This window comes from Streptococcus sanguinis SK49 (assembly GCF_000212815.1).
GTDB lineage: Bacteria > Bacillota > Bacilli > Lactobacillales > Streptococcaceae > Streptococcus > Streptococcus sanguinis_C.
In genome coordinates, this window is the sequence record NZ_GL890985.1 from 1,229,658 (window position 1) to 1,255,825 (window position 26,168).

Annotated in this window: 24 protein-coding genes, 3 tRNA genes and 1 pseudogene; 22 read left to right on the top strand and 6 right to left on the bottom strand. The window is 43.2% G+C overall.

Annotated elements, in window-relative coordinates; translation table 11 throughout:
- Positions 1-23 precede the first annotated feature (23 nt).
- From HMPREF9380_RS04980 to nt5e, 4 genes are all read left to right on the top strand, one after another.
- Positions 24-677, top strand: coding sequence for a uracil-DNA glycosylase (locus HMPREF9380_RS04980; protein ID WP_002933643.1), 654 nt, complete (start codon positions 24-26; stop codon positions 675-677).
- Positions 678-685: 8 nt separating this feature from the next.
- Positions 686-1,150 (top strand): NUDIX hydrolase, encoded by a 465-nt coding sequence (locus HMPREF9380_RS04975; protein ID WP_002895418.1) that lies wholly within the window; start codon positions 686-688, stop codon positions 1,148-1,150.
- Positions 1,151-1,162: 12 nt separating this feature from the next.
- A complete protein-coding gene (locus HMPREF9380_RS04970) occupies positions 1,163-2,431 on the top strand; it encodes a dihydroorotase (RefSeq protein ID WP_002933645.1) in 1,269 nt (422 codons plus the stop codon).
- A 163-nt stretch (positions 2,432-2,594) separates the two neighbouring features.
- Complete coding sequence (gene nt5e / locus HMPREF9380_RS04965) at positions 2,595-4,754, top strand: cell surface ecto-5'-nucleotidase Nt5e (RefSeq protein ID WP_002933648.1); 2,160 nt, start codon at positions 2,595-2,597, stop codon at positions 4,752-4,754.
- 39 nt (positions 4,755-4,793) lie between these two features.
- On the opposite strand, the gene plsY is transcribed toward nt5e, so the two are convergent.
- Positions 4,794-5,444: a glycerol-3-phosphate 1-O-acyltransferase PlsY gene (gene plsY, locus HMPREF9380_RS04960; RefSeq protein ID WP_002933649.1), complete on the bottom strand. Its 651-nt coding sequence runs from the start codon at positions 5,442-5,444 to the stop codon at positions 4,794-4,796.
- A gap of 190 nt (positions 5,445-5,634) precedes the next feature.
- On the opposite strand from plsY, the gene parE reads away from it, so the two are divergent.
- From parE to HMPREF9380_RS0111045, 15 genes and pseudogenes are all read left to right on the top strand, one after another.
- Complete coding sequence (gene parE / locus HMPREF9380_RS04955) at positions 5,635-7,578, top strand: DNA topoisomerase IV subunit B (RefSeq protein WP_002933651.1); 1,944 nt, start codon at positions 5,635-5,637, stop codon at positions 7,576-7,578.
- Between the two features lie 48 nt (positions 7,579-7,626).
- Positions 7,627-8,064 carry a hypothetical protein gene (locus tag HMPREF9380_RS04950; protein ID WP_235787797.1) on the top strand — a complete coding sequence of 146 codons (438 nt, stop codon included), beginning with the start codon at positions 7,627-7,629 and terminating at the stop codon, positions 8,062-8,064.
- Between the two features lie 29 nt (positions 8,065-8,093).
- On the top strand, positions 8,094-8,918 hold the full coding sequence (locus tag HMPREF9380_RS04945) for a hypothetical protein (protein ID WP_002933655.1): 825 nt from the start codon (positions 8,094-8,096) through the stop codon (positions 8,916-8,918).
- 218 nt (positions 8,919-9,136) lie between these two features.
- Positions 9,137-9,880 (top strand): DUF6261 family protein, encoded by a 744-nt coding sequence (locus HMPREF9380_RS04940; RefSeq protein WP_002933656.1) that lies wholly within the window; start codon positions 9,137-9,139, stop codon positions 9,878-9,880.
- Between the two features lie 15 nt (positions 9,881-9,895).
- Positions 9,896-10,246 carry a hypothetical protein gene (locus HMPREF9380_RS04935; protein WP_002933668.1) on the top strand — a complete coding sequence of 117 codons (351 nt, stop codon included), beginning with the start codon at positions 9,896-9,898 and terminating at the stop codon, positions 10,244-10,246.
- A 39-nt stretch (positions 10,247-10,285) separates the two neighbouring features.
- Complete coding sequence (locus tag HMPREF9380_RS04930) at positions 10,286-10,822, top strand: GNAT family N-acetyltransferase (protein ID WP_002933669.1); 537 nt, start codon at positions 10,286-10,288, stop codon at positions 10,820-10,822.
- A gap of 16 nt (positions 10,823-10,838) precedes the next feature.
- Complete coding sequence (locus HMPREF9380_RS04925; protein WP_032907375.1) at positions 10,839-11,651, top strand: aminoglycoside 6-adenylyltransferase; 813 nt, start codon at positions 10,839-10,841, stop codon at positions 11,649-11,651.
- A 783-nt stretch (positions 11,652-12,434) separates the two neighbouring features.
- Positions 12,435-14,885: a DNA topoisomerase IV subunit A gene (gene parC / locus HMPREF9380_RS04915; RefSeq protein ID WP_032907518.1), complete on the top strand. Its 2,451-nt coding sequence runs from the start codon at positions 12,435-12,437 to the stop codon at positions 14,883-14,885.
- Positions 14,886-15,053: 168 nt separating this feature from the next.
- A pseudogene (locus HMPREF9380_RS04910) lies at positions 15,054-16,079 on the top strand (branched-chain amino acid aminotransferase); the annotation flags it as partial.
- A 105-nt stretch (positions 16,080-16,184) separates the two neighbouring features.
- Positions 16,185-16,415: a DUF2969 domain-containing protein gene (locus HMPREF9380_RS04905; protein ID WP_002895433.1), complete on the top strand. Its 231-nt coding sequence runs from the start codon at positions 16,185-16,187 to the stop codon at positions 16,413-16,415.
- Between the two features lie 49 nt (positions 16,416-16,464).
- Positions 16,465-16,545, top strand: a tRNA-Tyr gene (locus HMPREF9380_RS04900).
- A gap of 13 nt (positions 16,546-16,558) precedes the next feature.
- Positions 16,559-16,630, top strand: a tRNA-Gln gene (locus HMPREF9380_RS04895).
- 163 nt (positions 16,631-16,793) lie between these two features.
- Positions 16,794-17,996 (top strand): 30S ribosomal protein S1, encoded by a 1,203-nt coding sequence (gene rpsA, locus HMPREF9380_RS04890; protein ID WP_002909688.1) that lies wholly within the window; start codon positions 16,794-16,796, stop codon positions 17,994-17,996.
- Positions 17,997-18,083: 87 nt separating this feature from the next.
- Positions 18,084-18,155 (top strand) — tRNA-Arg (locus HMPREF9380_RS04885).
- Between the two features lie 58 nt (positions 18,156-18,213).
- Positions 18,214-18,597 carry an NUDIX hydrolase gene (locus tag HMPREF9380_RS0111045; protein ID WP_032907377.1) on the top strand — a complete coding sequence of 128 codons (384 nt, stop codon included), beginning with the start codon at positions 18,214-18,216 and terminating at the stop codon, positions 18,595-18,597.
- 77 nt (positions 18,598-18,674) lie between these two features.
- Here the strand turns inward: HMPREF9380_RS0111045 and HMPREF9380_RS04880 are convergent, their stop codons facing one another.
- Positions 18,675-19,661 carry an L-lactate dehydrogenase gene (locus tag HMPREF9380_RS04880; protein WP_002933678.1) on the bottom strand — a complete coding sequence of 329 codons (987 nt, stop codon included), beginning with the start codon at positions 19,659-19,661 and terminating at the stop codon, positions 18,675-18,677.
- Between the two features lie 194 nt (positions 19,662-19,855).
- On the opposite strand from HMPREF9380_RS04880, the gene gyrA reads away from it, so the two are divergent.
- From gyrA to radC, 3 genes are all read left to right on the top strand, one after another.
- Entirely contained in the window at positions 19,856-22,315 is a 2,460-nt protein-coding gene (gene gyrA / locus HMPREF9380_RS04875; protein ID WP_032907379.1) for a DNA gyrase subunit A, read from the top strand.
- Between the two features lie 14 nt (positions 22,316-22,329).
- The gene (locus tag HMPREF9380_RS04870; RefSeq protein ID WP_002933682.1) at positions 22,330-23,085 is read left to right on the top strand and encodes a class A sortase; all 756 of its coding nucleotides are present in this window, start codon (positions 22,330-22,332) and stop codon (positions 23,083-23,085) included.
- A 155-nt stretch (positions 23,086-23,240) separates the two neighbouring features.
- Positions 23,241-23,924, top strand: coding sequence for a RadC family protein (radC, locus tag HMPREF9380_RS04865; RefSeq protein WP_002900302.1), 684 nt, complete (start codon positions 23,241-23,243; stop codon positions 23,922-23,924).
- 68 nt (positions 23,925-23,992) lie between these two features.
- Here the strand turns inward: radC and HMPREF9380_RS04860 are convergent, their stop codons facing one another.
- The 4 genes from HMPREF9380_RS04860 to HMPREF9380_RS04845 all read right to left on the bottom strand — a co-directional run bounded on the left by HMPREF9380_RS04860 (position 23,993) and on the right by HMPREF9380_RS04845 (position 26,167).
- Positions 23,993-24,685 (bottom strand): gamma-glutamyl-gamma-aminobutyrate hydrolase family protein, encoded by a 693-nt coding sequence (locus HMPREF9380_RS04860; protein ID WP_002933684.1) that lies wholly within the window; start codon positions 24,683-24,685, stop codon positions 23,993-23,995.
- Positions 24,686-24,709: 24 nt separating this feature from the next.
- Entirely contained in the window at positions 24,710-25,357 is a 648-nt protein-coding gene (locus HMPREF9380_RS04855) for a redox-sensing transcriptional repressor Rex (RefSeq protein ID WP_002895441.1), read from the bottom strand.
- Positions 25,358-25,481: 124 nt separating this feature from the next.
- The gene (locus tag HMPREF9380_RS04850) at positions 25,482-25,703 is read right to left on the bottom strand and encodes a DUF4649 family protein (RefSeq protein ID WP_002897522.1); all 222 of its coding nucleotides are present in this window, start codon (positions 25,701-25,703) and stop codon (positions 25,482-25,484) included.
- Positions 25,704-25,819: 116 nt separating this feature from the next.
- Positions 25,820-26,167, bottom strand: coding sequence for a DUF1831 domain-containing protein (locus HMPREF9380_RS04845; protein WP_002933686.1), 348 nt, complete (start codon positions 26,165-26,167; stop codon positions 25,820-25,822).
- Between the last annotated feature and the right edge of the window lies 1 nt (position 26,168).

Sequence of the window (26,168 nt, forward strand, 5' to 3'; positions counted from 1 at the left end):
GTAGGAAATGAGAGGAGACATGTATGCAGCATTCAGCTTGGCATGCTTTGATTAAGGAGCAGCTGCCGGAAGGTTATTTTGCAAAAATCAATCATTTTTTAGACGAAGTGTATGCTTCAGGGACTATTTATCCACCTCGGGAAAAGGTGTTTAATGCGATTCAGACGACAGATTTAGCGGATGTTAAGGTAGTTATTTTAGGGCAGGATCCCTACCACGGACCGAGACAGGCACAGGGCTTGAGTTTTTCGGTACCTGATGATATTCCAGCTCCGCCTTCTTTGCAGAATATTCTCAAAGAACTGGCTGATGATATCGGAGTGAAAGAGTCGCATGATTTGACTTCTTGGGCTCAGCAGGGTGTTCTCTTGCTCAATGCTGGGCTGACAGTGCCTGCTGGTCAGGCCAATGCGCATGCCGGTTTAATCTGGGAGCCTTTTACGGATGCTATTATCAAGGTAGTCAATGAAAAGTCTGATCCAGTTGTCTTTATTCTCTGGGGTTCTTACGCCCGCAAGAAAAAAGCCTTGATAAGCAATCCTCAACATTTGATAATCGAGTCAGCTCACCCAAGTCCGCTGTCCGCTTATCGTGGTTTCTTTGGTAGCAAACCCTTTTCACGGACTAATGATTTCTTAGTAGCAAAGGGCTTGGAACCTATCAATTGGTTAGCATAGGAGGTAGTATGGTTCAGTTAGCAACGATTTGTTATATCGATAATGGTCGGGAGTTTCTCATGCTGCACCGCAACAAAAAGCCCAATGATGTTCATGCTGGGAAGTGGATTGGTGTCGGTGGCAAGCTAGAACGAGGAGAGACCCCGCAGGAATGCGCTGCACGTGAGATTCTAGAGGAAACAGGTCTAAAGGCCAAGCCTGTTCTTAAAGGCGTTATCACTTTTCCAGAGTTTACTCCCAACTTGGACTGGTACACCTACGTCTTCAAGGTGACGGAGTTTGAGGGGGAATTGATTGACTGCAACGAAGGGACTTTAGAATGGGTGCCCTATGACCAGGTTTTGTCTAAACCAACTTGGGAAGGCGATCATACTTTTGTTGAGTGGCTTCTAGAAGACAAGCCTTTCTTTTCAGCAAAGTTTGTTTATGACGGGGATAAGCTGCTGGATACGCAGGTGGACTTTTACGAATAAGGAGATAAGACGATGCTATTAATCAAAAACGGACGAGTTATGGATCCTAAGACTGGTTTTGACCAAATTGCCGACCTCTTGGTTGAGGGGAAGAAAATTATTAAAATTGGTCAAGATTTACAGGTGAAAGATGCAAAAGTTATTGATGCCAGTGGTTTGGTTGTGGCTCCTGGTTTGGTGGATATACATGTGCATTTCCGGGAGCCGGGCCTGACTCATAAGGAAGATATTCATACGGGGGCCTTGGCAGCAGCAGCGGGTGGCTTTACGACAGTTGTCATGATGGCCAATACCAATCCGACCATCTCTACGGTTGCAACCCTGAAAGAAGTGCTAGAGTCGGCTAGTCGCGAAAATATCCATATCAAGTCGGTTGCAACAATCACAGAGAATTTTGATGGGCGGCATCTGACAGATTTCCAAGGTCTCTTGGCAGCTGGTGCAGTAGGTTTTTCTGATGACGGTATTCCATTGACCAACGCTGGCATTGTCCGCCAAGCCCTCGTAGAAGCACGTAAAAATGACACCTTTATCAGCTTGCACGAGGAAGATCCCAATCTCAACGGCATACTCGGTTTCAATGAGCATATCGCTAAAGAGCATTTTGATATCTGTGGCGCGACAGGTGTGGCAGAATACAGTATGATTGCGCGCGATGTTATGATCGCTTATGATGCAAAGGCTCATGTACATATCCAGCATTTGTCCAAGGCTGAGAGTGTAAAGGTGGTTGAATTCGCTCAGAAGCTAGGCGCTCAAGTCACCGCTGAAGCAGCACCTCAGCACTTCTCTAAGACAGAAGCTCTGCTATTGACCAAGGGCAGCAATGCTAAGATGAATCCGCCTCTGCGCTTAGAATCGGACCGGCTAGCGGTTATTGAGGGACTTAAGTCTGGTGTCATTTCTGTCATTGCGACGGACCATGCTCCACATCATGCTGAAGAGAAAAATGTGGCCGATATCACTAAAGCGCCTTCTGGTATGACTGGGCTTGAGACTTCGCTTTCTCTTGGTCTGACCTACTTGGTAGAGGCTGGTCATCTGAGTTTGATGGAACTTTTGGAAAAAATGACAACCAATCCAGCTCAATTGTATGGTTTTGATGCTGGTTTCATTGCTCAGGATGGTCCTGCTGATTTGACAATATTTGACCCAGAAGCCGATAGACTTGTGACTGACCACTTTGCCTCCAAGGCTGCCAATTCGCCTTTCGTTGGTGAAAAGCTTAAAGGCCAAGTAAAGTTTACCATCTGTGATGGGGAAGTTGTCTTTAAAGGATAATGCAGATTAGACTCTGATGAATTTCAGGGTCTTTTTTAACACAGAAAATTTTCTAGTAATTTTCTGAAAAACCGAATGTTTGTTAAAATAGTAGTGGTTTAGTTCCTTTTTGAACCAAAAAGATGTATAATATAACAAAATACTAAAGAGGAGTGTTCGTTATATGAAGAAGAAATTTTTCATCTTACCTGTTCTATCGACAGTGCTTTTGGCACCTGCTTTTTTGGCCCATCAAGTCTCTGCAGAAGAGGCTCAGCCTAGTCCAGAGCCAGCAAAGGCTGAGTTGACCAATCAGCCAGCTGCTGAGACAGCTTCTGAAGTGCAACCAACTGCTCCAGCAGCTTCAGCAGAAGAAAAACCAGCAGCACATAGTCAGAATACAGCAGCTCCGGCTGGTCCAGCTGCGACAGAAGCCGCTGCAGCACCAGCCCAGTCTGAAAATCTGCCAGAGGCTACGATTCTCCATACCAACGATGTGCATGGCCGTATCGTAGAGGAAAAAGGCGTTATCGGTGATGCTAAGCTGGCAACTGTCATCAAGGAAGAGCGCGCTAAAAACCCTAAAGCGCTAGTTGTGGATGCGGGTGATGCCTTCCAAGGGTTGCCAATTTCCAATAGCTCAAAAGGGGAAGAACGAGCGAAAATCCTCAATGAAATTGGCTACGATGCTATGGCAGTCGGGAACCATGAGTTTGACTTTGGTCTAGACGAGGCGAAAAAATACAAGGAAATTCTTAAATTCCCACTCCTCAGTTCTAACACCTATGCCAACAATGCTCGAGTTTTCCAAGCATCTACCATTGTAGACAAGGATCCAGCGGTTGAGGGGGATGAGTTTGTGGTAATCGGTGTGACAACACCTGAAACTGCTACAAAAACTCACCCTAAAAACATTCAAGGTGTGACCTTCACTGATCCAATTACAGAAGTTAATCGGGTCATTGACGAAATCGAAGCACGCGCAGTGGCAGAAGGAAAGAACTACAAAAACTACGTTGTTCTAGCTCACTTGGGTGTTGACACGACCACACCGACTGAGTGGCGCGGTTCAACCTTGGCTGAAGCTCTTTCTAAAAATCCTAAGCTCAAAGGCAAGCGCGTAACTGTTATTGACGGCCACTCTCACACAGTAGAGTCTACGACTTATGGTGATAATGTAACTTACAACCAGACCGGTAGCTACTTACACAATATCGGAAAAGTAACTTTCAAGGCCAATCAACTTCTGGGAAATCCTCAGCAAATTCCTGCTGAAATAGCTAAAAAAGTCACTCCAGACCCAGTTGTTGCAGACATGGTCAGCAAGATTAAAGCTAGGTACGACGCTGATAATGCCAAGGTTATCGTAGCAAACAGCCCTGTAGAGCTTAATGGTGACCGTGAAAATGTCCGTGTTCGGGAAACCAATCTGGGTAATGTCGTAGCGGATGCTCTCTACGATTATGGTCAAACTGGCTTTGCCAATAAAACAGACTTAGCTGTTACTAACGGAGGCGGTCTGCGCGAAACTATTGCCAAAGACAAGCCAATCACCAAGGGAGATGTTATCGCCGTATTGCCTTTTGGGAATACTATTTCTCAAATCAAGGTTACTGGTCAAAATATTGCAGATATGTTTGCCAAATCTCTAGGCTCTATTCTCCAGGAGAAAGATGGTAAACCTGTGCTGGATGAGAACGGCCAACCCTTGCTAGAACCAAGCGGTGGTTACCTGCAAATCTCTGGAGCTAAAGTCTACTACGACACGACTCTGCCAGCTAATCAACGTGTCCTCCACATCGAGATTAAGAATAAAGAAACTGGTGTTTATGAGCCTCTTGATCCTAATAAGACCTACTATCTGACGACCAATGACTTCTTGGCTGCTGGTGGTGATGGCTATACCATGCTGGGTGGCCCTCGCGAGGAAGGACCATCGATGGATGTGGCTTTTGCAGACTATCTTGCAAAAGCTGATTTGACAGCCTATGCAGTTATCAATCCAAACTCACGCGCCATCTCTATTTCATCCACTAAGGATTCTGACGGTGATGGCTATACAGATATTGAAGAAATCAAGCAAGGAACGGATCCGGTTAATGCAGCTTCCTACCCAGCTGGTACCAAAGCAGCTGATCCTGCAAAACAGGCAGCTCCACTGGTTAATACTCCAAAACAAACCAAGCAAGTAGCAGTTCATGTTGCCAAGACCTTCACTAAGGACCCTGCAGCTAAAGAACTGCCACAGACAGGCAGCGAATCAGCAGTTGCCTTGAGCCTAGTTGGTATGGTTTTAGGATTCTTTGGATTGGCAGGAATCAAGAAAAGTCACAAAGAAGACTAGTTAGAAGACACAATAAAACGGAAGTTGTTCACTTCCGTTTTATTTCTTAGCCTCAGGATTTTGATGTGTGATATTCAAGCCCCAAGGAATTAAATTTTCTTTTTTCTGTTTGATACGTTGGATATTGTCCTTGTGCCGGAGGATAATAATCAAAGCCAGCGCAATGATAATCAGAGTAAAGAAGAGGTCATAGCTAGGCAGTATAAAGCCAACTAGAGGAAAGAGCAGCGCCGACAGGATAGCGATGACTGCTGAGAGCACACTTGCCAAAGAAATCATACTTCCCAGATAGAGGATGCTGGCAAAGATGACAATCAGATAAACAAAGAAGGCAGGTGAGAAGCCCAGAACAACCCCTGCACTGGTTGCCACAGCTTTGCCCCCATTAAAGCCAGCAAAGATAGGAAAGGTATGGCCAATCACAGCCAAGAGGCCAAAGACAAGCGGCGAAACTCCCTCAATATGCAAAAAGAAAGGCAGCAGGGTCGCTGCAGTTCCTTTGAGAAAGTCGATCGCAAAAGTAGCCGTCCCCGCGGTCTTTCCCAAAATGCGGAAAGTATTGGTCGTTCCGGTATTGCCGCTGCCGTATTCTCGCAGGTTCTTCTTAAAGAAAATTTGCCCAATCCAAAGCCCAGTCGGAATAGAGCCCAGTAAATATGCTAGTATTAATCCAATTATCGTGTTCATCATGATTTTATTATACCATTATTTCGCTTTCTTACAATAGAAAAGGATAGAATTTATAGCTGGAAATGTCTACTCGGATATTGGATTCTTTTTCGTGTGAAATCAGTCCTCATCAGCAGTTTTTTCAAAAAAATCTTTGCAATATTTGCCAAAAACTTGTAAGATAGAAAAGATGAATCATTAGGAGGTTCTTGTGGCAAAAAAGGAAATCAATATTAACAATTATAATGACGATGCCATTCAGGTATTAGAAGGGTTGGATGCAGTCCGTAAACGTCCAGGGATGTATATCGGCTCAACCGACGGAGCGGGACTCCACCATCTGGTCTGGGAGATTGTGGACAATGCTGTCGATGAAGCCCTGTCAGGCTTCGGTGACCGGATCGATGTGACAATCAACAAGGACGGCAGTCTGACCGTCGCAGACCACGGACGCGGGATGCCAGTCGGCAAGCACGCTATGGGCATTCCCACGGTTGAGGTCATCTTCACCGTTCTCCACGCTGGTGGTAAGTTCGGTCAAGGTGGTTATAAGACCTCAGGTGGTCTCCACGGTGTAGGCTCCTCTGTTGTCAATGCCCTGTCTAGCTGGCTGGAAGTGGAAATCACACGGGATGGGACTGTTTACAAGCAGCGCTTTGAAAATGGCGGAAAACCAGTCACCACACTCAAGAAAATTGGCACGGCACCTAAGTCCAAGTCTGGGACTAAAGTGACCTTCATGCCAGACGATACGATTTTTTCAACGACTGATTTTAAGTATAACACTATTGCCGAGCGGCTTAAGGAATCAGCCTTCCTGCTCAAGAATGTCCGCCTGTCACTGACCGATGCGCGGACTGGCGAAGAAGTAGAGTTTCACTATGAAAACGGGGTTGAAGACTTTGTCAGCTATCTCAATGAAGACAAGGAAACCCTGACTCCTGTCCTCTATTTCGAGGGCGAGGAGAGCGGCTTCCAAGTCCAAGTGGCTCTCCAGTACAACGACGGCTACGCCGATAATATCCTGTCCTTTGTCAATAACGTCCGCACCAAGGACGGCGGTACCCACGAGACGGGGCTCAAGACCGCAATTACCAAGGCCATGAACGACTATGCCAGAAAGACCGGCCTGCTCAAGGAAAAGGACAAGAATCTGGAAGGATCGGACTACCGCGAAGGTTTGGCTGCTGTCCTGTCCATCCTGGTCCCTGAGTCGCACCTGCAGTTTGAAGGCCAGACCAAGGACAAGCTGGGCAGCCCTTTGGCTCGTCCGGCCGTAGACTCCATCGTCTCTGAGAAGCTGACTTTCTTCCTCTTGGAAAATGGTGAGCTGGCTTCTAACCTTATCCGCAAGGCTATCAAGGCCAGAGACGCTAGGGAAGCAGCCCGCAAGGCGCGTGACGAAAGCCGAAACGGCAAGAAAAATAAAAAAGATAAGGGCTTGCTGTCTGGTAAGCTGACTCCGGCCCAGTCCAAGAACCCAGCCAAGAACGAACTCTATCTGGTCGAGGGAGACTCTGCCGGTGGCTCTGCCAAGCAAGGCCGTGACCGTAAGTTCCAAGCCATACTGCCCCTGCGCGGTAAAGTTATCAATACCGCCAAGGCTAAGATGGCCGATATTCTCAAGAACGAAGAAATTAACACCATGATCTACACGATTGGAGCGGGTGTTGGGACAGACTTTACCCTTGAGGATGCCAACTATGACAAGATTATCATCATGACCGATGCGGACACTGACGGTGCCCATATCCAGACCTTGCTGCTGACCTTTTTCTATCGCTATATGCGCCCGCTGGTCGAGGCTGGCCGCGTCTATATCGCCCTACCGCCTCTCTACAAGATGTCCAAGGGCAAGGGCAAGAGCGAAGTCGTTGAGTATGCCTGGACCGATGGCGAGCTGGATGACCTGCGCCGCAAGTTTGGCAAGGGTGCCATGCTTCAGCGCTACAAGGGGCTTGGTGAAATGAACGCTGACCAACTCTGGGAGACGACCATGAATCCCGACACCCGCACCCTCATCCGTGTCACTATCGAAGACCTGGCCCGCGCCGAACGCCGTGTCAATGTCCTCATGGGTGACAAGGTCGAACCACGCCGCAAGTGGATTGAGGATAATGTCAAGTTTACGCTTGAGGAGAGTGGGGTGTTTTGAAAATTGAGGAATAAACAATTTATGATAACTGAATTGAAAAAAATAGCTATGAAATTTAGAAAAGCTGTTGAAAAAGCAATTCAGACAGAAGAGATTATTGATCATACTCTAGTGAAATTTCCTGAAGGATGCTGCAGTTTTGTAAGTGAATACCTTCAGAGGTATTTATATGAACATGGAATCGAATCATTATATGTTTCTGGCGAATATGGTTCTGGATGGGAAGGGGATTCTCATGCTTGGTTAGTCGCCTACGAAGATATAATTGTTGATATTACAGGAGATCAGTATCAAGATAACGAAGGGGAACTCTTTTATGATATTCCGGTGTATGTCGGCGAAGAGGATGGGTTTCATAAATTATTTAAATACAATGGCCCACCGATTTCATATCCTGAGCAAGAAATAAATGATTCTCGTAATAGTCGTTTAAAAGAAAAGAAAAACAAAAATTACAATATAATTTTGAAATACATTCAAAATTAGAGTTTTGGACTGTGAAAAGGAGAAATCTTATGAAAGATTCAGATGTTCTGACTAGACTTGGATTGAAAGATAAGGGCGAATTGGTCTCTTTGTTAGAAAATAGTGGGTTAAACGAAAGATTGTTTAGACTTGCTTCTGTTAATAGAGAAACACATTCTATTAAGTTAGAATTTTGTGAATCAGGATGTTACTTTAAAATAGTACAAGGTGATGTAAGGGATATATCGGAAGTTACTGAAGAAAGTACAAATGTTCATAGAAAGGGCTGGTCTTGTATTTTAGAATCCTCTACGGAGGAAATAAACTTTAAAAAAACCCCTAAACCAATCGGATTCCCTAAATCAAACTGCAGAGTAGAAATGGATAAAGTAAAAGTCTGGTATTTTCATAAGGGGCATATATTGGGAAGAGGAGTTTCTAAGTATGTATCCAGATGTTGTTATTTTAGTAATGATTCAGAGGAGAATTTCGGGGGCTTAAATCGAGAGTTAATTGATAACATAAATACAAATTTATTTACGCAATTTGCAAGTGCAAATTACCAAATAGGCTCTTCAACAAGAAAGAGTCAGGCTTATTTTGAAAGAGAAGTTGAGAATTTTTTTAAGGCTAGCGAAAATGGAGTGATTTTCTATGAAGTAAAGGCCATTTATAAAAAATCAGAAGATTCAATAGATAAATATCCTATTGGAACGGAAATTTTTTATACAACTTTAGGTAATAATAGCAGAGAAGAATCTATAGAGCAGCATGTTTTTATCCCCAATTGTGATGTCTATTTTGACTTATCTGGTTTGGGCGTCAGTTATAAACAGTTTTATAAACATGGATATGATGAAATATTCCAAGAATAATATCTCGCCAGAGCTTAAGTGAGACCGTCAGATTTTCTGATGGAGTGTTTTGGAGCAAATTCTGTTTGGTAGAAAATCTGGCGAGTGTTTTTTGAGTAAAAGACGAACGTTTGTTTTTCTGGTGAGCAGTTTTTAAGCAAAAAACTTTTTCTGAAAATCAGAAAAGGTAAAAAGGGAATTAAAGTTAAAATAAATAAAAAATTTAGGAGATTATAAAAATGAAAAAATTTTATGGAATTACTAGTGTAGATGTTCAGACTTTAGAAAACAACGAATTTTTCCAGCTCATGTCCGAGAGTCGGAGTGAGGTTGCGGCATTTATCAAGGAAAATAAGGTGGATGGCATTTACACGACCAAGCTGGATGAGATGGACAAACTTCTGGAACAGCTGCAGGGCGGGCTTCATCAGACCAAGTCCAGCAAGCTGGTGGCTAGTTTGGATCAGGCTGACCGCGAGCGCGATGATGCCTTGGGCACGCTCCAATCTTTAGTTCGGGCCTTTGCAAGGGTCAAGGATGCAGCGACCAAGGAAGCTTATGAGACCCTGTCTCAGCTTCTGAAAAACTACACCGGTCTAGCTGCGACTAGCTTGGAAAAGGAGACCGAGGGCATCAACCACTTGCTCCAAGAGCTGAAAAAGCCGGCCTACCAGACAGCGCTGGCTAAGCTTCATCTGGAAGCCCATGTCGACAGTCTGGCTGCTGCTCAGAAGGTCTTTGAAAAGAACTACAAGGAGCGCCTGACTGAACTCAAGGGCAAGACACCGAGCCAGAATAAGAACGTACGCCTCAAGCTGCAAGAAATCTATGATTTTCTAGTGGATTTCACTGCAATCATTGCCTACGCTTATCCTGAAAGAACTCACGTGGTCAATCTCCGCGACCACCTCAACACTATCCGCAGCCGCTACAAAAAACGTAAACCTACTAAGAAGGTGAAAGAAGAAATAGTAACAGCATAATAAAGGAGTAAAACTATGAAAAAAATCTACACACTTACATTACTTGCATTTTCAGCATTTATTTTAACCGCTTGCTCTTCGCAGGAAGCTTGGCTTAATGGTACTTGGAAGAGTGACAAAACTAAACAAACCTATGTTTTTGAAGAAAAGCAAAGCAAATGGACCATTTTAAATGGTAAGGAAAAACTTGCTGAAAAAGGTGAAGTACAAGATAAAAAAGGCGATCAATTCATTATTGTTGATGCTAACGGTAATCGTCATCAGATAAAAAAAGTTGATGAAAATACTATTGAGTATCAGCCTTTTACATCTGATGGCATTTCTGCAACCAATGGAGAAAGTTTTAAATTAAAAAAGGAAAAGTAGAATTATTCTGTTTGTTTGAGTTTTCAAAGGAGTGATTAGATGACAATGCTTGAAACTGACCGTCTCATCTTGCGAGACTTGCAGGAATCAGATTTGCCGGCTTTGATTGCTCTGAATCAGGATCCAAAGGTCATGCAGTATTTCCCAAAGCCATATAATCAAGCGGAGTCCTTGCGGCTTTATCAGGGGATTCAAGATGAAGTTAAGGCTTATGGCTACAGTCTTTGGGCTGTTGAAGAAAAGTCCAGTCAGGAGTTCATCGGCTTGGTAGGTCTGCACCATTCGGATTTGCGGATTTTTGCTGGAAAAGAAGCTGTAGAAATCGGCTGGCGTCTGCGAAAAGAGTTTTGGAATCGTGGTTATGCAACGGAGGCTGCCCAAGCCTGTCTAGACTTTGCTTTTCAGCAAGCTGGCTTATCAGAAGTTTACTCTTTTACATCCTTACTCAATCTCCCTTCGCAAAAAGTCATGCAAAAGCTAGGTATGGAATTTGTCAAAGAATTTGATAATGAAAAAGTTCCAGCTGACAGTCCGCTTTATAGACATGTCCTCTATAAAATCAAAAATCTTCACTAATAAGGTAGGTATTCCTATGAGAACTGAAACCGAGATGTTTGATGTGATTTTGCAAACCGCAAAAGTGCTACAGGTTGACGCTGTTGCTATGTCCGGCTCGCGGACAAATCCAAAGGCTCCCAAAGACGAGTTCCAAGACTATGATGTGATCTACGTTGTGGAGGATTTGGATGGTCTGGTGGCTGACCTTGCTTGGTTGGAAATGTTTGGCGAGCGCATGATTGAGCAGCATGTCCTACTAGACCATCGCCGCCTCTATCTCATGCTCTTTGAAGATGGTAATCGGATAGATTTGACCCTCTGCCCTAAAGAGCACATCAAAGAGTGGGTGGATAGCGAAGCGGATTTCACGGTGCTGGATGACTCGCAGGGGCTGTTTGCTCCTTATGCACCGACACCCAAGCGCTATTGGACGGCACCAGCCAGTGTGACTGACTTTGACAAATCCTGCAATGAGTTCTGGTGGGTGTCAGCTTATGTAGTCAAAGGCATTCATCGGAACCACCTGGTCTATGCGACGGATCATCTGTATGGAATCTGTCAGCAAGAATTGCTCAAGCTTTTAGCTTGGCAAGTGGCAGCAGATAAGGGTACGGTCGATGTTGGCAAGAACTACAAGTATCTCTTTCAGCATTTGCCTGCTGAGAAAGAGAAAGAATTTACAGTCTTGCTTGATTTTTCTGACCAGAAAAAAATCACCAAGTCTCTCTTAGCTACCATGCACTTTTTCCACAAAGAGGCACAAGCTTTCTCTCTCAAAACCGGCTTCCACTATGACAAAGAAACCGCAGAGAAGATACTTGAGTATGCTGAGGAGAAGTTGAAATAGTTTCAGAGACACTTGCAAGATGAACAAAATCTTTGGTTTATAATAGTTATTGAGGTGAAATAGTATGTTGGATTTTATGTTTGGAATATTTGCTATGTTATTCCCATTTCTTCCGATTGTGTCCATAATCTTATCAATATATATTGCCTTACAAAATAATAAACTTGGCAAAAGATTTTATGGTTTATTTTTTCCTGTAATTATCACCATATGTAATATTTGGTTGTTTCCCGTAGATCGGACAGATATGTTTCACGATGCTTTAAGGTTCTATTTTTTTCTAATTGATTTTTGTTTACCTATGCTCATTGCTTCCACGCTCTATCACTCAATACGCTTATATTATTTATACAAATCAATCAAGTGGAGAGTTTTCCCTATAAGTATCTGTTATTTTTTCGGTTTAATTTTTCATTATCTTAATACAATGCATTGGGAGGAGCTATTTCGAGGGCAAAAGTTTGTATTTGATATCTTGCTGATATCAACTGCTATAATTTCTTATTTACCTTGTCTATATTTGTACATACTTCAAAGAAGAAAGAACAATCCATAGGGAATAGTTGCATTTGCTTAATCTAAATAAGTGTTTGTGAATGACTAAAATAATATCTAAAAATATTTTTCTTAAGTTCCAATTTTAATGTAAAAATCTACTCTACATTCTTTGAAAGGAGTTGAACACGCCCTAAATGGTGTGTGAATATGATAAATTTTCTTGCGAGCATCGCTCACAGCAAGAATTTCCTATTTTCACTTTGCATTTTACGGGTTTTGTATCCTATGAGTAACATTCAAAACATGTCCCTTGAGGACATCATGGGAGAGCGCTTTGGTCGCTACTCCAAATACATCATTCAAGAGCGGGCCTTGCCGGACATTCGCGATGGCTTGAAGCCTGTTCAGCGCCGTATTCTTTATTCGATGAATAAGGACGGCAACACCTTTGACAAGGGCTACCGCAAGTCTGCCAAGTCTGTCGGGAACATCATGGGGAATTTCCACCCTCACGGTGACAGCTCCATCTACGATGCCATGGTCCGCATGTCTCAGGACTGGAAAAACCGTGAGATTCTTGTAGAGATGCACGGTAACAACGGTTCTATGGACGGTGATCCTCCGGCGGCTATGCGTTATACCGAGGCGCGGCTGTCTGAGATGGCTGGCTACCTTTTGCAAGATATTGAGAAAGATACTGTTCCTTTTGCTTGGAACTTCGACGACACCGAGAAGGAGCCGACTGTTCTGCCGGCAGCCTTTCCTAATCTTTTGGTCAATGGAGCAACTGGGATTTCCGCTGGTTATGCGACGGATATTCCGCCTCATAATCTAGCGGAAGTCATTGACGCGGTTATCTATATGATTGACCATCCGTCGGCCAAGGTGGACAAACTCATGGAGTTTCTGCCTGGTCCAGACTTCCCGACAGGAGCTATTGTCCAAGGACGAGATGAGATTAAGAAAGCTTATGAGACTGGTAAAGGTCGTGTCGTGGTGCGTTCCAAAACTGAGATTGAAAAGCTGAAGGGTGGTAAAGAGCAAATCGTCATCACCGAGATTCCTTACGAGATTAATAAAGCAGTCTTAGTCAAGAAGATAGACGATGTACGGGTCAATAACAAGGTGGCCGGCATTGCTGAGGTACGGGACGAATCCGACCGGGACGGTCTTCGCATTGCCATCGAGCTTAAGAAAGATGCTAATACCGAGCTGATTCTCAACTACCTCTTTAAGTACACTGATCTGCAAGTCAATTACAACTTCAACATGGTGGCGATCGACAATTTCACGCCTCGTTTGGTGGGGATTGTACCAATCTTAACCAGCTATATTGCCCACCGCAAGGAGATTATTCTGGCTCGCAGCCGCTTTGACAAGGCCAAGGCTGAGAAACGGCTTCATATTGTGGAAGGACTGATTCGGGTTATTTCCATCTTGGACGAGGTGATTGCCCTGATTCGTGCTTCCGAAAACAAAGCAGACGCCAAGGAAAATCTTAAAGTCAGCTATGATTTCACCGAGGAGCAGGCTGAGGCTATCGTCACTCTCCAACTCTACCGTTTGACCAATACAGACGTAGTGGTTCTGGAAGAGGAAGAAGCAGAGCTGCGCGAGAAAATTGCCATGCTGGCTGCCATTATCGGTGATGAGCGCACCATGTATAACCTCATGAAGCGGGAGCTCCGCGATGTCAAGAAGAAGTTTGGCAATCCGCGTCTCAGCGAGCTGCAGGATACAGCAAATGCCATTGAGATTGATACAGCTAGTCTCATCGTTGAGGAAGAGACCTATGTCAGCGTGACACGTTCAGGTTATATCAAGCGTACCAGTCCGCGTTCCTTCTCAGCTTCGACCCTAGAAGAGATGGGCAAGCGTGACGATGACCGACTGATTTTCGTCAGCCCGGCCAAGACGACTCAGCATTTATTGATTTTCACCAGTCTGGGAAATGTTATTTACCGGCCTGTTCATGAGCTATCAGACATCCGCTGGAAAGAAATCGGAGAACACCTCAGCCAGACTATCAGTAACTTTGATACCAAGGAAGAGGTTATCTATACAGAGTTGCTGGACAGTTTTGAGGAGGGCACTTACTTTGCAGCGACCAAGTTAGGTCAAATCAAGCGAGTGGAGCGCAAGGAATTCAGTCCTTGGCGGACCTATAAGTCTAAGTCACTCAAGTTTGCCAAGCTGAAAAATGAAGATGACCAGGTCATTGCTCTGGCGCCGATTAAGCTGGATGATGTTATGCTCGTGACCAAGAACGGCTATGCCCTTCGCTTCAATATTGAGGAAGTACCTGTCATCGGAGCTAAGGCAGCTGGTGTTAAAGCCATTAACCTCAAGAAAGACGACGTCCTTGCAGCGGCCTTTATCGCCAATACAGACTCGCTTTACCTCCTGACTCAGCGCGGTTCGCTCAAGCGTATGGCAGTCGCAGACATTCCTGTTACTAGTCGAGCAAATCGCGGTCTTCAAGTTCTGAGAGAGCTTAAGACCAAGCCCCATCGTGTCTTTGCAGCTGGACCAGTCTATGGCGAAGCAGTGGACTTTGACCTCTTCACAACAGAAGCAGAAGCCGGCGAGGAGCAGATTTTGCAGGTGCTTTCTAATAAAGGAACTGCCTATGAAATCAATCTGGCCGACCTCAGCTTGTCTGAGAGAACTAGCAACGGCAGCTTCATTTCTGATACCATTTCAGACGAAGAAGTCTTCTCAGCTTATATCAAGTAATCATCAAACCAGTTCACAGGAGCTGGTTTTTTTCAATTTCTATGAGTTTGATAGCAGAAAAAAGATTGGATAACAAAATTTTCTGAAAATTGAAAATAATACTTGAAAATATCTCAAAAAGGTGTAAAATAGGGAGTATCTAAAAATGAAGTTTGGAAGAAGAGGAGAAAGACCATGACTGTAAATCTTGACTGGGAAAATCTAGGATTCTCATATATGAAACTGCCTTATCGCTATTTAGCTTACTATCGCAATGGCCAGTGGGAAGAAGGGACGTTAACGGAGGACGCTACACTCCATATCTCTGAGTCGTCTCCTAGCCTTCACTACGGCCAGCAGGCTTTTGAAGGTCTGAAGGCTTATCGAACTAAGGACGGCAGTATTCAACTCTTCCGTCCGGATAAAAATGCGGAGCGTCTGCAACAAACAGCTGATCGCTTGCTCATGCCGCAAGTTCCAACAGAAATGTTTGTGGATGCAGTTAAGCAGGTTGTCCGAGCTAATGAAGAATATGTACCACCATACGGAACAGGCGGAACCCTTTATATTCGACCTCTCTTGATTGGAGTCGGCGATATTATCGGCGTAAAACCAGCTGAAGAATATATTTTTACGATCTTTGTAATGCCTGTTGGTAATTACTTCAAAGGAGGCCTGACTCCGACTAACTTCATTGTGTCGGATGACTATGACCGCGCAGCACCGCACGGAACTGGTGCGGCTAAAGTTGGAGGTAATTACGCTGCTAGCTTATTACCAGGAAAGATTGCTAAGGATAAGCATTTCTCAGATGTGATTTATCTCGATCCGGCAACCCATACCAAGATTGAAGAAGTGGGTTCTGCCAACTTCTTTGGTATCACAAAGGATAATGAGTTTGTAACGCCGCTCAGTCCCTCAATCTTGCCATCCATCACTAAGTATTCTTTGCTTTATCTGGCGGAGCACAGACTAGGACTCAAGCCGATTGAGGGAGATGTTCCACTGACAGACTTGGGTAAATTCACTGAAGCAGGAGCTTGCGGAACAGCGGCTGTTATTTCTCCTATCGGTGGTATCCAGCACGGCGATGACTTCCACGTCTTTTATAGCGAGACAGAAGTCGGTCCAGTCACTCGGAAGCTATATGACGAATTGACTGGTATCCAATTCGGCGATGTTGAAGCGCCAGAAGGTTGGATTGTAAAAGTATAATCTAAAAACTGTCCTTGATGGGGCAGTTTTTCTGTAATTCTAGCCCAAGATAGCTTGCGTAGTCAGCCTTTTTCGTGTACAATAGAAATTTGAAAGAGGTAAGTTATGAGTAAAAAAGATAAAAAAATTGAAATTCAAATCACAGATAGCAAAGTGAAGGTCGGAGCAGACCAATTTGACGGTTATAGTCTTGCTATTGGCAAGAAGGTTATTGGCGAGATTGCTGAACTAGATGGCCAGTTTGCAATCATCAAAAATGGAAATGCTGAAAGTTTTTATAAAAAACTTGAAAGAGCCGTGGAAACTTTGATTGAAACCTATAATTTAAGCAAATAGGGCTTGCATTTTCATTGTATCAATGTTATAATAGATAGCGTTGATTGTCGGAGAGATAGCGAAGAGGCTAAACGCGGCGGACTGTAAATCCGCTCCTTTGGGTTCGGGGGTTCGAATCCCTCTCTCTCCATTCTTTATATTGATGGGGTATAGCCAAGCGGTAAGGCAAGGGACTTTGACTCCCTCATGCGTTGGTTCGAATCCAGCTACCCCAGTTCTTAGGTAATAGATCTGATAAAATAATAAAATGTCTTCTGGTGTTTTATTTCTTTATAGGATGGAAATCGTTAACGATAGATCAATGTCATTTGCGGGTGCTTAGGAAAATAAATAAGTAGTATGTCAAGCGAAAGCTTGATTGTTGGAGGATTTTTTTAGATGAATGAATTTGAAGATTTGCTAAACAGTGTTAGCCAAGTTGAGCCAGGTGACGTCGTTACTGCTGAAGTATTGACTGTTGACGCTAACCAAGCTAATGTTGCAATCGCTGGAACTGGTGTTGAAGGTGTATTGACTCTTCGTGAGTTGACAAACGACCGCGACGCTGATATCAACGACCTTGTAAAACCAGGTGAAACACTTGAATTGCTTGTTCTTCGTCAAGTAGTAGGTAAAGATACAGACACCGTAACTTACCTGGTATCTAAAAAACGTTTGGAAGCTCGCAAAGCTTGGGACAAATTGGTTGGTCGTGAAGAAGAAGTTGTCACTGTTAAGGGCACTCGTGCTGTTAAAGGTGGACTTTCAGTTGAGTTTGAAGGACTTCGTGGATTTATCCCTGCTTCAATGCTTGATACTCGTTTCGTTCGTAACACTGAGCGTTTTGTAGGTCAAGAGTTTGATGCTAAGATCAAAGAAGTAGATCCAAAAGAAAACCGCTTCATCCTTTCACGTCGTGAAGTTGTAGAAGCTGAAGCTGCAGCAGCACGTGCTGAAGTCTTTGGTAAGTTGAATGTTGGCGATGTTGTAACTGGTAAAGTTGCTCGTATTACTAGCTTCGGTGCTTTCATTGACCTTGGCGGAGTTGATGGATTGGTTCACTTGACTGAATTGTCACATGAACGCAACGTATCACCTAAGTCTGTTGTATCAGTTGGTGATGAAATCGAAGTGAAAGTTCTTGACTTGAACGAAGAAGAAGGACGTGTGTCCCTCTCTCTTAAAGCAACAACACCTGGACCATGGGATGGCGTTGAGCAAAAACTTGCTGCAGGCGATGTGATCGAAGGAACTGTAAAACGTTTGACTGATTTCGGTGCTTTCGTTGAAGTATTGCCAGGTATCGATGGATTGGTTCACATTTCACAAATTTCACACAAGCGTGTTGAAAGCCCTAAAGATGCCCTTAAAGTTGGTCAAGAAGTAACTGTTAAGGTTCTTGAAGTGAATGCTGCTGATGAGCGTGTATCACTTTCTATCAAGGCTCTTGAAGAACGTCCAGCTCAAGAAGAAGGACAAAAAGATGAGAAACGTCAATCACGTCCTCGTCGTCCAAAACGTCAAGAAAAACGTGACTTTGAACTTCCAGAAACTCAAACTGGATTCTCAATGGCTGATTTGTTTGGCGATATTGAATTGTAATTAGATAAAAGAAGTTGAGTTTTCTCAACTTCTTTTTCTGATTTTCACTTGTATTTTCAGAGAAAATCAGTTATAATGAATTAGTTGCCACCCTTAGTGTAATGGATATCACGCAAGATTCCGGTTCTTGAGATGGGAGTTCGATTCTCTCAGGGTGGATGACTTAAAATTGGACTCTTCGGAGTCTTTTTTGCTCTTTCTTGGAGGAATACATGTAATGACAGTAAAATTAATCTCTCATACCTTAATCGAGAAAGAGGGGAAGTATTTGCTTATCAAACGCTCTAAGATAAAGCGAGGCCTTCCTAATGTTTGTCCATCTTATTGGGATATTCCAGGCGGAAGTGTAGAAGAGAATGAACTGCCTAGGGAGGCAGCTCTACGTGAGGCTATGGAGGAGGTTAATCAAAAGATTCTGATTGATAAGATTATCCATGAAGATAGTCAGTTTGATGCTAGCAAAGATACTGTTTTCACACGTTTAGTTTATGCGGGTAGAATTTTGGAAGTGCGTGATATTATATTAAATCCAGAAGAGCATACAGACTTTGTCTGGATTTCTTCTTTGAAAGACCTAGAGGAGCAGCTCATCGTACCTTAGTTGTTTGATATTTTTGCGGACAAATCTATATAAAACAACTAAAAAACATCCCCTTTTATTAGGAGATGTTTTTAAAATTAGTTTTTAGATGCTTCTTGGAATTCTGGATTCTTCCATGCTTCATCAATAATTGCTTGCAATTCTTTAGCAGAAGCTTGCATTTTTTGAGTTTCAGCATCGTTCAATGGGATGTTTACTGGACGCACGATACCGTGAGCACCAACGATAGCTGGTTGACCAATGAAGACATTTTCAACACCGTATTGTCCTTCTTGGAAGACTGATAGTGGCAATACAGCATTTTCATCGTCAAGGATAGCTTTTGTGATACGAGCCAAAGCAACCGCGATACCGTAGTAAGTTGCTCCTTTTTTGTTGATGATTGAGTATGCTGCGTCACGGACGGAGATGAAAAGATCAACCAAGTCTTGTTCGTTCAAGTCGCGGTTAGCTTGCAACCATTGCTCCAATTTGACACCTGCAACGTTAGCATGTGACCAAACCGCAAACTCAGAGTCACCGTGCTCACCCATGATGTAGGCATGGACAGAACGAGCATCAATACTAATCTTTTCAGCAAGAGCTTGACGGAAGCGAGCTGAGTCAAGTGAAGTCCCTGAACCGATAACACGCTCTTTAGGGAAACCAGAGAATTTCCAAGTTGAGTAAGTCAAAATGTCAACTGGGTTAGCAGCAACGAGGAAGATACCGTTGAAGCCTGATTCTACGACTTGAGTAACGATAGATTTGTTGATAGCCAAGTTTTTACCAACAAGGTCAAGGCGAGTTTCACCTGGTTTTTGAGGTGCACCTGCAGTGATAACAACGAGGTCAGCATCCGCACAGTCTGCATAAGTAGCTGCATAGATTTTTTTAGGTGAAGTGAAAGCAAGGGCGTGGCTAAGGTCTTCAGCATCACCGACAGCCTTTTCAAATAATTGAGGGATTTCAATGATACCAAGTTCTTGAGCAATACCTTGGTTTACAAGAGCAAATGCGTAAGATGAACCTACAGCACCGTCACCAACAAGGATGACTTTTTTATGTTGTTTAGTAGCAGTCATTTCTAAACATCTCCTTATTTTTTTAGGGAATATTTCCCGTACACATTCATTCTACCACTTTTGGTATATTTTGTCACGGTCAACTTGTATATCTAGCGATGTAAACGTTTTTACAAACGGTTCAAAATACTGAAAAATTAAAGAAAATGTGGTATAATATAGGATAGTTTAATATGAAAGAAAGGCATTTTTTAATGCAAGACAGAAACTTAGTAAATGTTAATCTGACTAGTGAAATGAAGACTAGTTTCATCGATTACGCGATGAGCGTTATCGTGGCTCGGGCACTTCCTGATGTTCGTGATGGTCTCAAGCCTGTTCACCGTCGGATTCTCTATGGTATGAATGAGTTGGGTGTGACGCCTGAGAAGCCTCACAAGAAATCAGCTCGTATCACAGGGGATGTCATGGGTAAGTATCACCCGCATGGTGACTCCTCTATTTATGAAGCGATGGTGCGGATGGCTCAATGGTGGAGCTATCGCTATATGCTTGTAGATGGCCATGGAAACTTCGGTTCTATGGACGGAGACGGGGCTGCTGCTCAGCGTTATACAGAAGCACGTATGAGCAAGATTGCTCTGGAGATGCTTCGTGATATTAATAAAAACACTGTTGATTATATTGACAACTATGATGCCAGCGAGAGAGAGCCTGTAGTTCTTCCTGCTCGCTTCCCTAACTTGCTTGTAAACGGTGCGACAGGGATTGCAGTTGGGATGGCGACCAATATCCCACCGCATAATCTTGGTGAGTCTATTGATGCGGTTAAGCTTGTCATGGATAATCCAGAGGCAACAACTCGCGATATCATGGAAGTTCTGCCTGGACCAGATTTTCCGACAGGAGCACTGGTTATGGGCAAGTCCGGTATTCACCGGGCTTATGAAACAGGGAAGGGTTCGATTGTCCTTCGTTCTCGCACTGAAATCGAAGAGATGAAAAATGGCCGTGAGCGAATTGTCGTAACCGAGTTTCCATACATGGTTAATAAGACCAAGGTCCATGAGCATATTGTTCGTCTGGTGCAGGAAAAACGAATTGATGGTATCACAGCTGTTCGTGATGAGTCCAACCGTGAAGGTGTCCGTTTCGTCATTGAGGTTCGCCGTGATGCCTCTGCTCATGTCATTCTAAACAACCTTTTCAAGCTGACTCAGATGCAGACCAATTTCAGCTTCAATATGTTGGCTATTCAAAATGGTGTGCCGAAGATTCTGTCTCTTCGTGAGATTTTGTTAGCCTACATTGAACACCAAAAGGAAGTAGTGACTCGACGGACGGTCTTCGATAAAGAAAAGGCAGAAGCTCGAGCTCATATCTTGGCTGGTTTGCTGATTGCGCTGGATCACATTGATGAAGTGATTCGGATTATCCGTAATAGCGAAACGGACGCAGAAGCACAGGCTGAATTGATGGCTAAGTTTGAGCTGTCTGAGCGCCAGAGTCAGGCTATCCTCGATATGCGTCTGCGTCGTCTGACTGGCTTGGAACGTGATAAGATTCAGTCAGAGTATGACGAGCTGATTGCCTTGATTGCGGACTTGGCTGATATCTTGGCTAAGCCAGAGCGCGTTATCGCTATTATCAAGGAAGAGTTAGATGAGGTCAAGCGTAAATTTGCGGATGACCGCCGAACTGAGCTGATGGTTGGAGAAGTTCTTTCGCTTGAAGATGAAGATTTGATTGAGGAAGCGGATGTTTTGATTACCCTGTCTAATAAAGGCTATATCAAACGTCTGAATCAGGCAGAATTTACTGCTCAAAAACGTGGTGGCCGTGGTGTTCAAGGGACTGGTGTCAAAGACGATGACTTCGTCAAAGAGCTGGTTTCAACGAGTACCCACGATAGACTGCTCTTCTTTACAAATAAAGGTCGAGTTTATCGTCTCAAAGGATATGAAATCCCTGAGTATGGTCGGACAGCTAAAGGCTTGCCAGTAGTCAATCTCTTGAAGCTTGATGAAGGAGAGACTATTCAGACTATTATTAATGTCCAGCAAGACCGCAGTGATGATTCCTACCTCTTCTTTACTACTCGTCATGGGGTGGTCAAACGGACCAGTGTAACAGAATTTGCTAATATTCGTCAGAATGGTCTTAAGGCTTTGAATTTGAAAGATGAAGACGAGTTAATCAATGTCTTTCTGACGGACGGTGCTGCAGACGTTATCATTGGTACGAAGTTTGGTTATTCTGTCCGCTTCAATGAGACAGCTGTCCGGAGCATGAGCCGTATAGCGACTGGTGTTCGCGGAGTTAATCTTCGAGATGGTGACCAGGTCGTTGGAGCTGGTGTGATTGCTGAGGGAGACGAAGTGCTTGTCATCACCGAAAAAGGCTATGGTAAGCGAACTCTTGCTAGTGAGTACCCAACCAAGGGCCGTGGTGGTAAAGGGATTAAAACAGCCAATATCACTGATAAGAACGGACCTCTTGCTGGTCTGATGACAGTTACTGGCGAGGAAGATTTAATGATTATCACTAATACAGGTGTCATCATTCGGACCAGTGTGGCAAATATTTCTAAGACAGGCCGCTCGACCATGGGAGTTAAGGTCATGCGTCTGGATCAAAATGCACAGATTGTCACCTTTACAAGCGTCGAAGCAGACGATAAAGAAGATGTAGCAAAGGAAGAAAACGAATCGTAAAAGAGGACCTCTATATGGTACAAGGAAAAAGAAGTCGAAAAAGTAAACAAAAAAGCAAAAGAAATATTTTTATCAATATTGTTGCGACATTATTAATTATTGTGGCCCTTGGCTTAATCTTTAATGCGCAAATTCGAAACATGATTATGGTTTGGCATACCAACCAATATCAGGTCAGCAAGGTTTCCAAAGACTCTATTAATAAAAATAAAAATGTTGAGACCAGTTTTGATTTTAACAAAGTTGAGTCGCTTTCTACAGAGGCGGTCATCAATGCGCAGTGGAAAGCGCAGCAACTGCCTGTTATCGGAGGTATCTCTATTCCAGAAGTATCCATGAATTTGCCAATCTTCAAAGGGCTGGATAATGCTGGATTGTATTATGGTGCTGGTACGATGAAAGAGACTCAGCAGATGGGGCAGGGAAATTATGCCTTGGCTAGCCACCACGTCTTTGGCATCACAGGGGCTAGTAATATGCTCTTTTCCCCACTGGATCGTGCTAAGGCTGGTATGAAAATCTATATCACCGATAAAGAGCAAGTCTATACTTATGTAATCACCAGTGTTGAAACGGTAACTCCAGATCGAACGGATCTGATTGAGGATACAGAAGGTGTTACAGAGATTACTTTGGTTACTTGTGAGGATGCTGCAGCAACCAATCGAACGATTGTCAAAGGAACCTTAGAAGGCTCTGTCGAGTATGACAAGGCTCCTAAGGATGTTCTTGAATCTTTCAGTAAGTCCTATAATCAAATGCAGATTTAAAGGCAAGAGACTAAAAACATTTCACTCCAAAGGTTAGGAAGAACTCTACTTTTGGAGTGTTTTTTTATCTAAAATTTGTTCTGGACGAAAGATTTTTTGTATCTATTCTTGCTGATTTTGACTCTTTTTCCGAATAATAAGGTAAGGAGGTTTCTATGTATAGCATTTCATTTCAAGACGATATTAGCATGATGCCGCGGGAGCGTTTGATGAGAGAAGGGGCTGAAAAACTCAGTAACCAAGAGCTTCTATCAATTTTCCTCAGGACAGGCAACAAAAAAGAAACTGTTTTTCAAGTTTCTCAAAGAATTTTATCATCGATTTCCAGTTTGAACGATCTTAAGTATTTAACTTTGCAGGAATTGCAGACTATTTCTGGAATCGGTCCGATTAAGGCTGTGGAGCTGCAGGCCATTATCGAATTAGGACGTCGGATTAACCGAGCAGAGGTTCTGCAGAAAGAGCAGATTATGGGCAGTCAAAAATTAGCCCAGAAGATGCAGCAAGAACTTGGAGATATGAGGCAGGAGTGCTTGGTTGCTATTTATCTTAATAGTCAAAATCAAATTTTGCACCAGCAGACTATTTTTATGGGGACGGTAAGCAGAAGCATTGCTGAGCCAAGAGAGATTCTCCACTACGCTCTCAAGCATCTAGCGACATCTATCATACTGGTACACAATCATCCATCAGGCTCAGTCGTTCCCAGCAGAAATGACGATGAGGTGACCCAGCATATGAAAGAAGCATGTGAGATGATGGGCTTGGTCCTTTTGGATCATTTGATTGTGTCCAAATCCAACTACTATAGCTACCGAGAGGAGACAGATATGATATAATTTGATTTACTTGAATATAAAAAACTTCTATTCGAGTAGAACAGAAGTTTATCTAGGAATAGAGGCTTTTAAAGAATATTGACAACATAATCAAACAGAGCTAGGTCTCCTTCTCTGGAGCCGAACAAGAACTCCGGATGCCATTGGACGCCAAGGAAAGGACTACCGTCAGTAGAAGTGATGGCTTCAATAATCTTATCGCGAGGATCATAGGCGATGACTTCTAGGCCAGTAGCCAAATCCTTGATACTTTGGTGGTGGAAGGAGTTGATTTCAGATGCAGGGCCATAGATTTCATGTAGAATAGAACCGTTCTTGGTCACCATGCTTTGGGTTGTGTATTCAGCAGAGCTATCTTGCCAATGATCTTCAATATCTTGATGAAGAGTACCGCCTAGAGCTACATTATAAAGTTGGGTTCCGCGGCAGACGGTGAAGATAGGTTTATTTTGACGGCGAGCTTCTTTGATTAAAGCTAATTCAAAAATGTCTCGCTGGAGTAAATAATCATCGCTGTCAATGCTTTTCTCTTCACCATAGAATTGTGGACATACATTCTGACCGCCTGTGATGATTAATTTGTCAACAATGGAAACATACTGTTTAGCCATTTCTTCATCACCGATTGGCAAAATCATTGGAATTCCGCCAACTTCTTTAACTCCCTCAACGAATCCTGTCGCCGTATAGCTCATATGGATGAAGTGATCGTCTGGGATATCTCTTTCATTTCCGGTTATTCCAATAATAGGTTTACTCATAGAGTGTTTAATACCTCTTTCAAATTAATAATCATTTTTTCTCATGAAGTAGAGCAGAGTCTGCAGTTCGCTAGTCAGGTCAACATACTGGACGACCACATCCTTAGGCAGGGATAGGTTTACTGGCGAGAAGCAGAGAATACCTTTGACACCTGCTTGAACTAAGATAGATGCAACTTCTTGGGCTTTTACGCTAGGTACAGTTAGGATGGCAGTTTGCACATTTCCTGACTGTATTTTTTCTTTGATTTGGGAAATTCCATAGATAGGAATCCCATCGCTGGTTGTGCTGCCAACTTCTGGATGGTCATCTATGTCAAAAGCCATTACAACCTTCATTTTATTGCGCTCATGAAAACGATAGTGTAGCAGAGCCCGTCCCATATTACCAACACCAACAATCATGACATTGGTAATAGCATTGTCGTTCAAGAGGTCAGCAAAAAAGTTCATCAATTTCTTGACATCGTAACCAAATCCTCTGCGGCCGAGTTCACCGAAATAAGAAAAATCTCGTCTGACAGTAGCAGAGTCAATACCAATGGCTTCTGCAATTTGCTTGGAGTTTGCTTTTTCAATCTTCTCAGCATTAAAACGTTTAAAAATACGATAGTAGAGCGATAGCCTTTTAGCAGTAGCTCGGGGAATTGTAGTATTTTTTTCAGTTTTCACAAAATCACAACCTTTCTAATTCTATTTTATAGGAAGTTTGTGAAAAAATCAACTAATTAAGAGTGTTTGATTCATTAAAAAAGAAAAGAGTGAAAGTTTGAGTTATGCTATAGATGCAAAGGGATTAGTCCTGGTAGGAAGTCAAGTCTAACTGGTACATCTGGCGGTACAAGTCCCCAATTAACCCTGTAAAAGGCAGCTGGTGTCCATTATAAGTGATGGAAAGTACTTTGAGAGAGTCAGGAATTGTGACGCAGCCAGAGAAGGCGAGAAGAAATTCATCGAAGTCTTCATAGGTAAGTGTTCGTTTCACCTTATATGAGTCCAAATAGGTCAGTTCAACCATTGTTAATCCTTTCTTTGGGTTCGGTTAGTCTTTTCTTCAAGTGTTCTAAGTAGAAGTCAAGCTCGTTTAAATTTTGAAGATTCAAAACCAAAAAAGCAAAATTGCGAGAATCTTGCTTATTGTGGTGTCTTTTCAAAAATATTTCTTTCAACCAGGCTATCCATCAAGAAGTAAAATTTTTGCTGGATAATGTGATGGTCTTCTGATTTGAAAATATTGACCAAGCGCAGGCCTGATTTATCAGTGATGTTGATTTTGAAACCATTTAACTCTTTATTGACGATGATTTTCAGCAGAAAACCATTTCCGCTGTTGGGAACAGTTTCCAGCAGACGAGAGAGTTCATAGTTTCCGACCTTGCTTTCCGCGAAAGTATTGTCGCGCAAGGTAAATTTCTTGACATTTGGGTGAAGTGAATAGGTATATTCACAGTTTGCTAAGCTAACAGATGTTTGAAAGGCCATC

Coding starts and splice junctions, on each gene's coding strand:
- HMPREF9380_RS04980 (WP_002933643.1), top strand. CDS start 24: ATGCAGCATTCAGCTTGGCATGCTTTGATTAAGGAGCAGCTGCCGGAA.
- HMPREF9380_RS04975 (WP_002895418.1), top strand. CDS start 686: ATGGTTCAGTTAGCAACGATTTGTTATATCGATAATGGTCGGGAGTTT.
- HMPREF9380_RS04970 (WP_002933645.1), top strand. CDS start 1,163: ATGCTATTAATCAAAAACGGACGAGTTATGGATCCTAAGACTGGTTTT.
- nt5e (WP_002933648.1), top strand. CDS start 2,595: ATGAAGAAGAAATTTTTCATCTTACCTGTTCTATCGACAGTGCTTTTG.
- plsY (WP_002933649.1), bottom strand. CDS start 5,444: ATGATGAACACGATAATTGGATTAATACTAGCATATTTACTGGGCTCT.
- HMPREF9380_RS04950 (WP_235787797.1), top strand. CDS start 7,627: ATGAAATTTAGAAAAGCTGTTGAAAAAGCAATTCAGACAGAAGAGATT.
- HMPREF9380_RS04945 (WP_002933655.1), top strand. CDS start 8,094: ATGAAAGATTCAGATGTTCTGACTAGACTTGGATTGAAAGATAAGGGC.
- HMPREF9380_RS04940 (WP_002933656.1), top strand. CDS start 9,137: ATGAAAAAATTTTATGGAATTACTAGTGTAGATGTTCAGACTTTAGAA.
- HMPREF9380_RS04935 (WP_002933668.1), top strand. CDS start 9,896: ATGAAAAAAATCTACACACTTACATTACTTGCATTTTCAGCATTTATT.
- HMPREF9380_RS04930 (WP_002933669.1), top strand. CDS start 10,286: ATGACAATGCTTGAAACTGACCGTCTCATCTTGCGAGACTTGCAGGAA.
- HMPREF9380_RS04925 (WP_032907375.1), top strand. CDS start 10,839: ATGAGAACTGAAACCGAGATGTTTGATGTGATTTTGCAAACCGCAAAA.
- parC (WP_032907518.1), top strand. CDS start 12,435: ATGAGTAACATTCAAAACATGTCCCTTGAGGACATCATGGGAGAGCGC.
- HMPREF9380_RS04905 (WP_002895433.1), top strand. CDS start 16,185: ATGAGTAAAAAAGATAAAAAAATTGAAATTCAAATCACAGATAGCAAA.
- rpsA (WP_002909688.1), top strand. CDS start 16,794: ATGAATGAATTTGAAGATTTGCTAAACAGTGTTAGCCAAGTTGAGCCA.
- HMPREF9380_RS0111045 (WP_032907377.1), top strand. CDS start 18,214: ATGACAGTAAAATTAATCTCTCATACCTTAATCGAGAAAGAGGGGAAG.
- HMPREF9380_RS04880 (WP_002933678.1), bottom strand. CDS start 19,661: ATGACTGCTACTAAACAACATAAAAAAGTCATCCTTGTTGGTGACGGT.
- gyrA (WP_032907379.1), top strand. CDS start 19,856: ATGCAAGACAGAAACTTAGTAAATGTTAATCTGACTAGTGAAATGAAG.
- HMPREF9380_RS04870 (WP_002933682.1), top strand. CDS start 22,330: ATGGTACAAGGAAAAAGAAGTCGAAAAAGTAAACAAAAAAGCAAAAGA.
- radC (WP_002900302.1), top strand. CDS start 23,241: ATGTATAGCATTTCATTTCAAGACGATATTAGCATGATGCCGCGGGAG.
- HMPREF9380_RS04860 (WP_002933684.1), bottom strand. CDS start 24,685: ATGAGTAAACCTATTATTGGAATAACCGGAAATGAAAGAGATATCCCA.
- HMPREF9380_RS04850 (WP_002897522.1), bottom strand. CDS start 25,703: ATGGTTGAACTGACCTATTTGGACTCATATAAGGTGAAACGAACACTT.
- HMPREF9380_RS04845 (WP_002933686.1), bottom strand. CDS start 26,167: ATGGCCTTTCAAACATCTGTTAGCTTAGCAAACTGTGAATATACCTAT.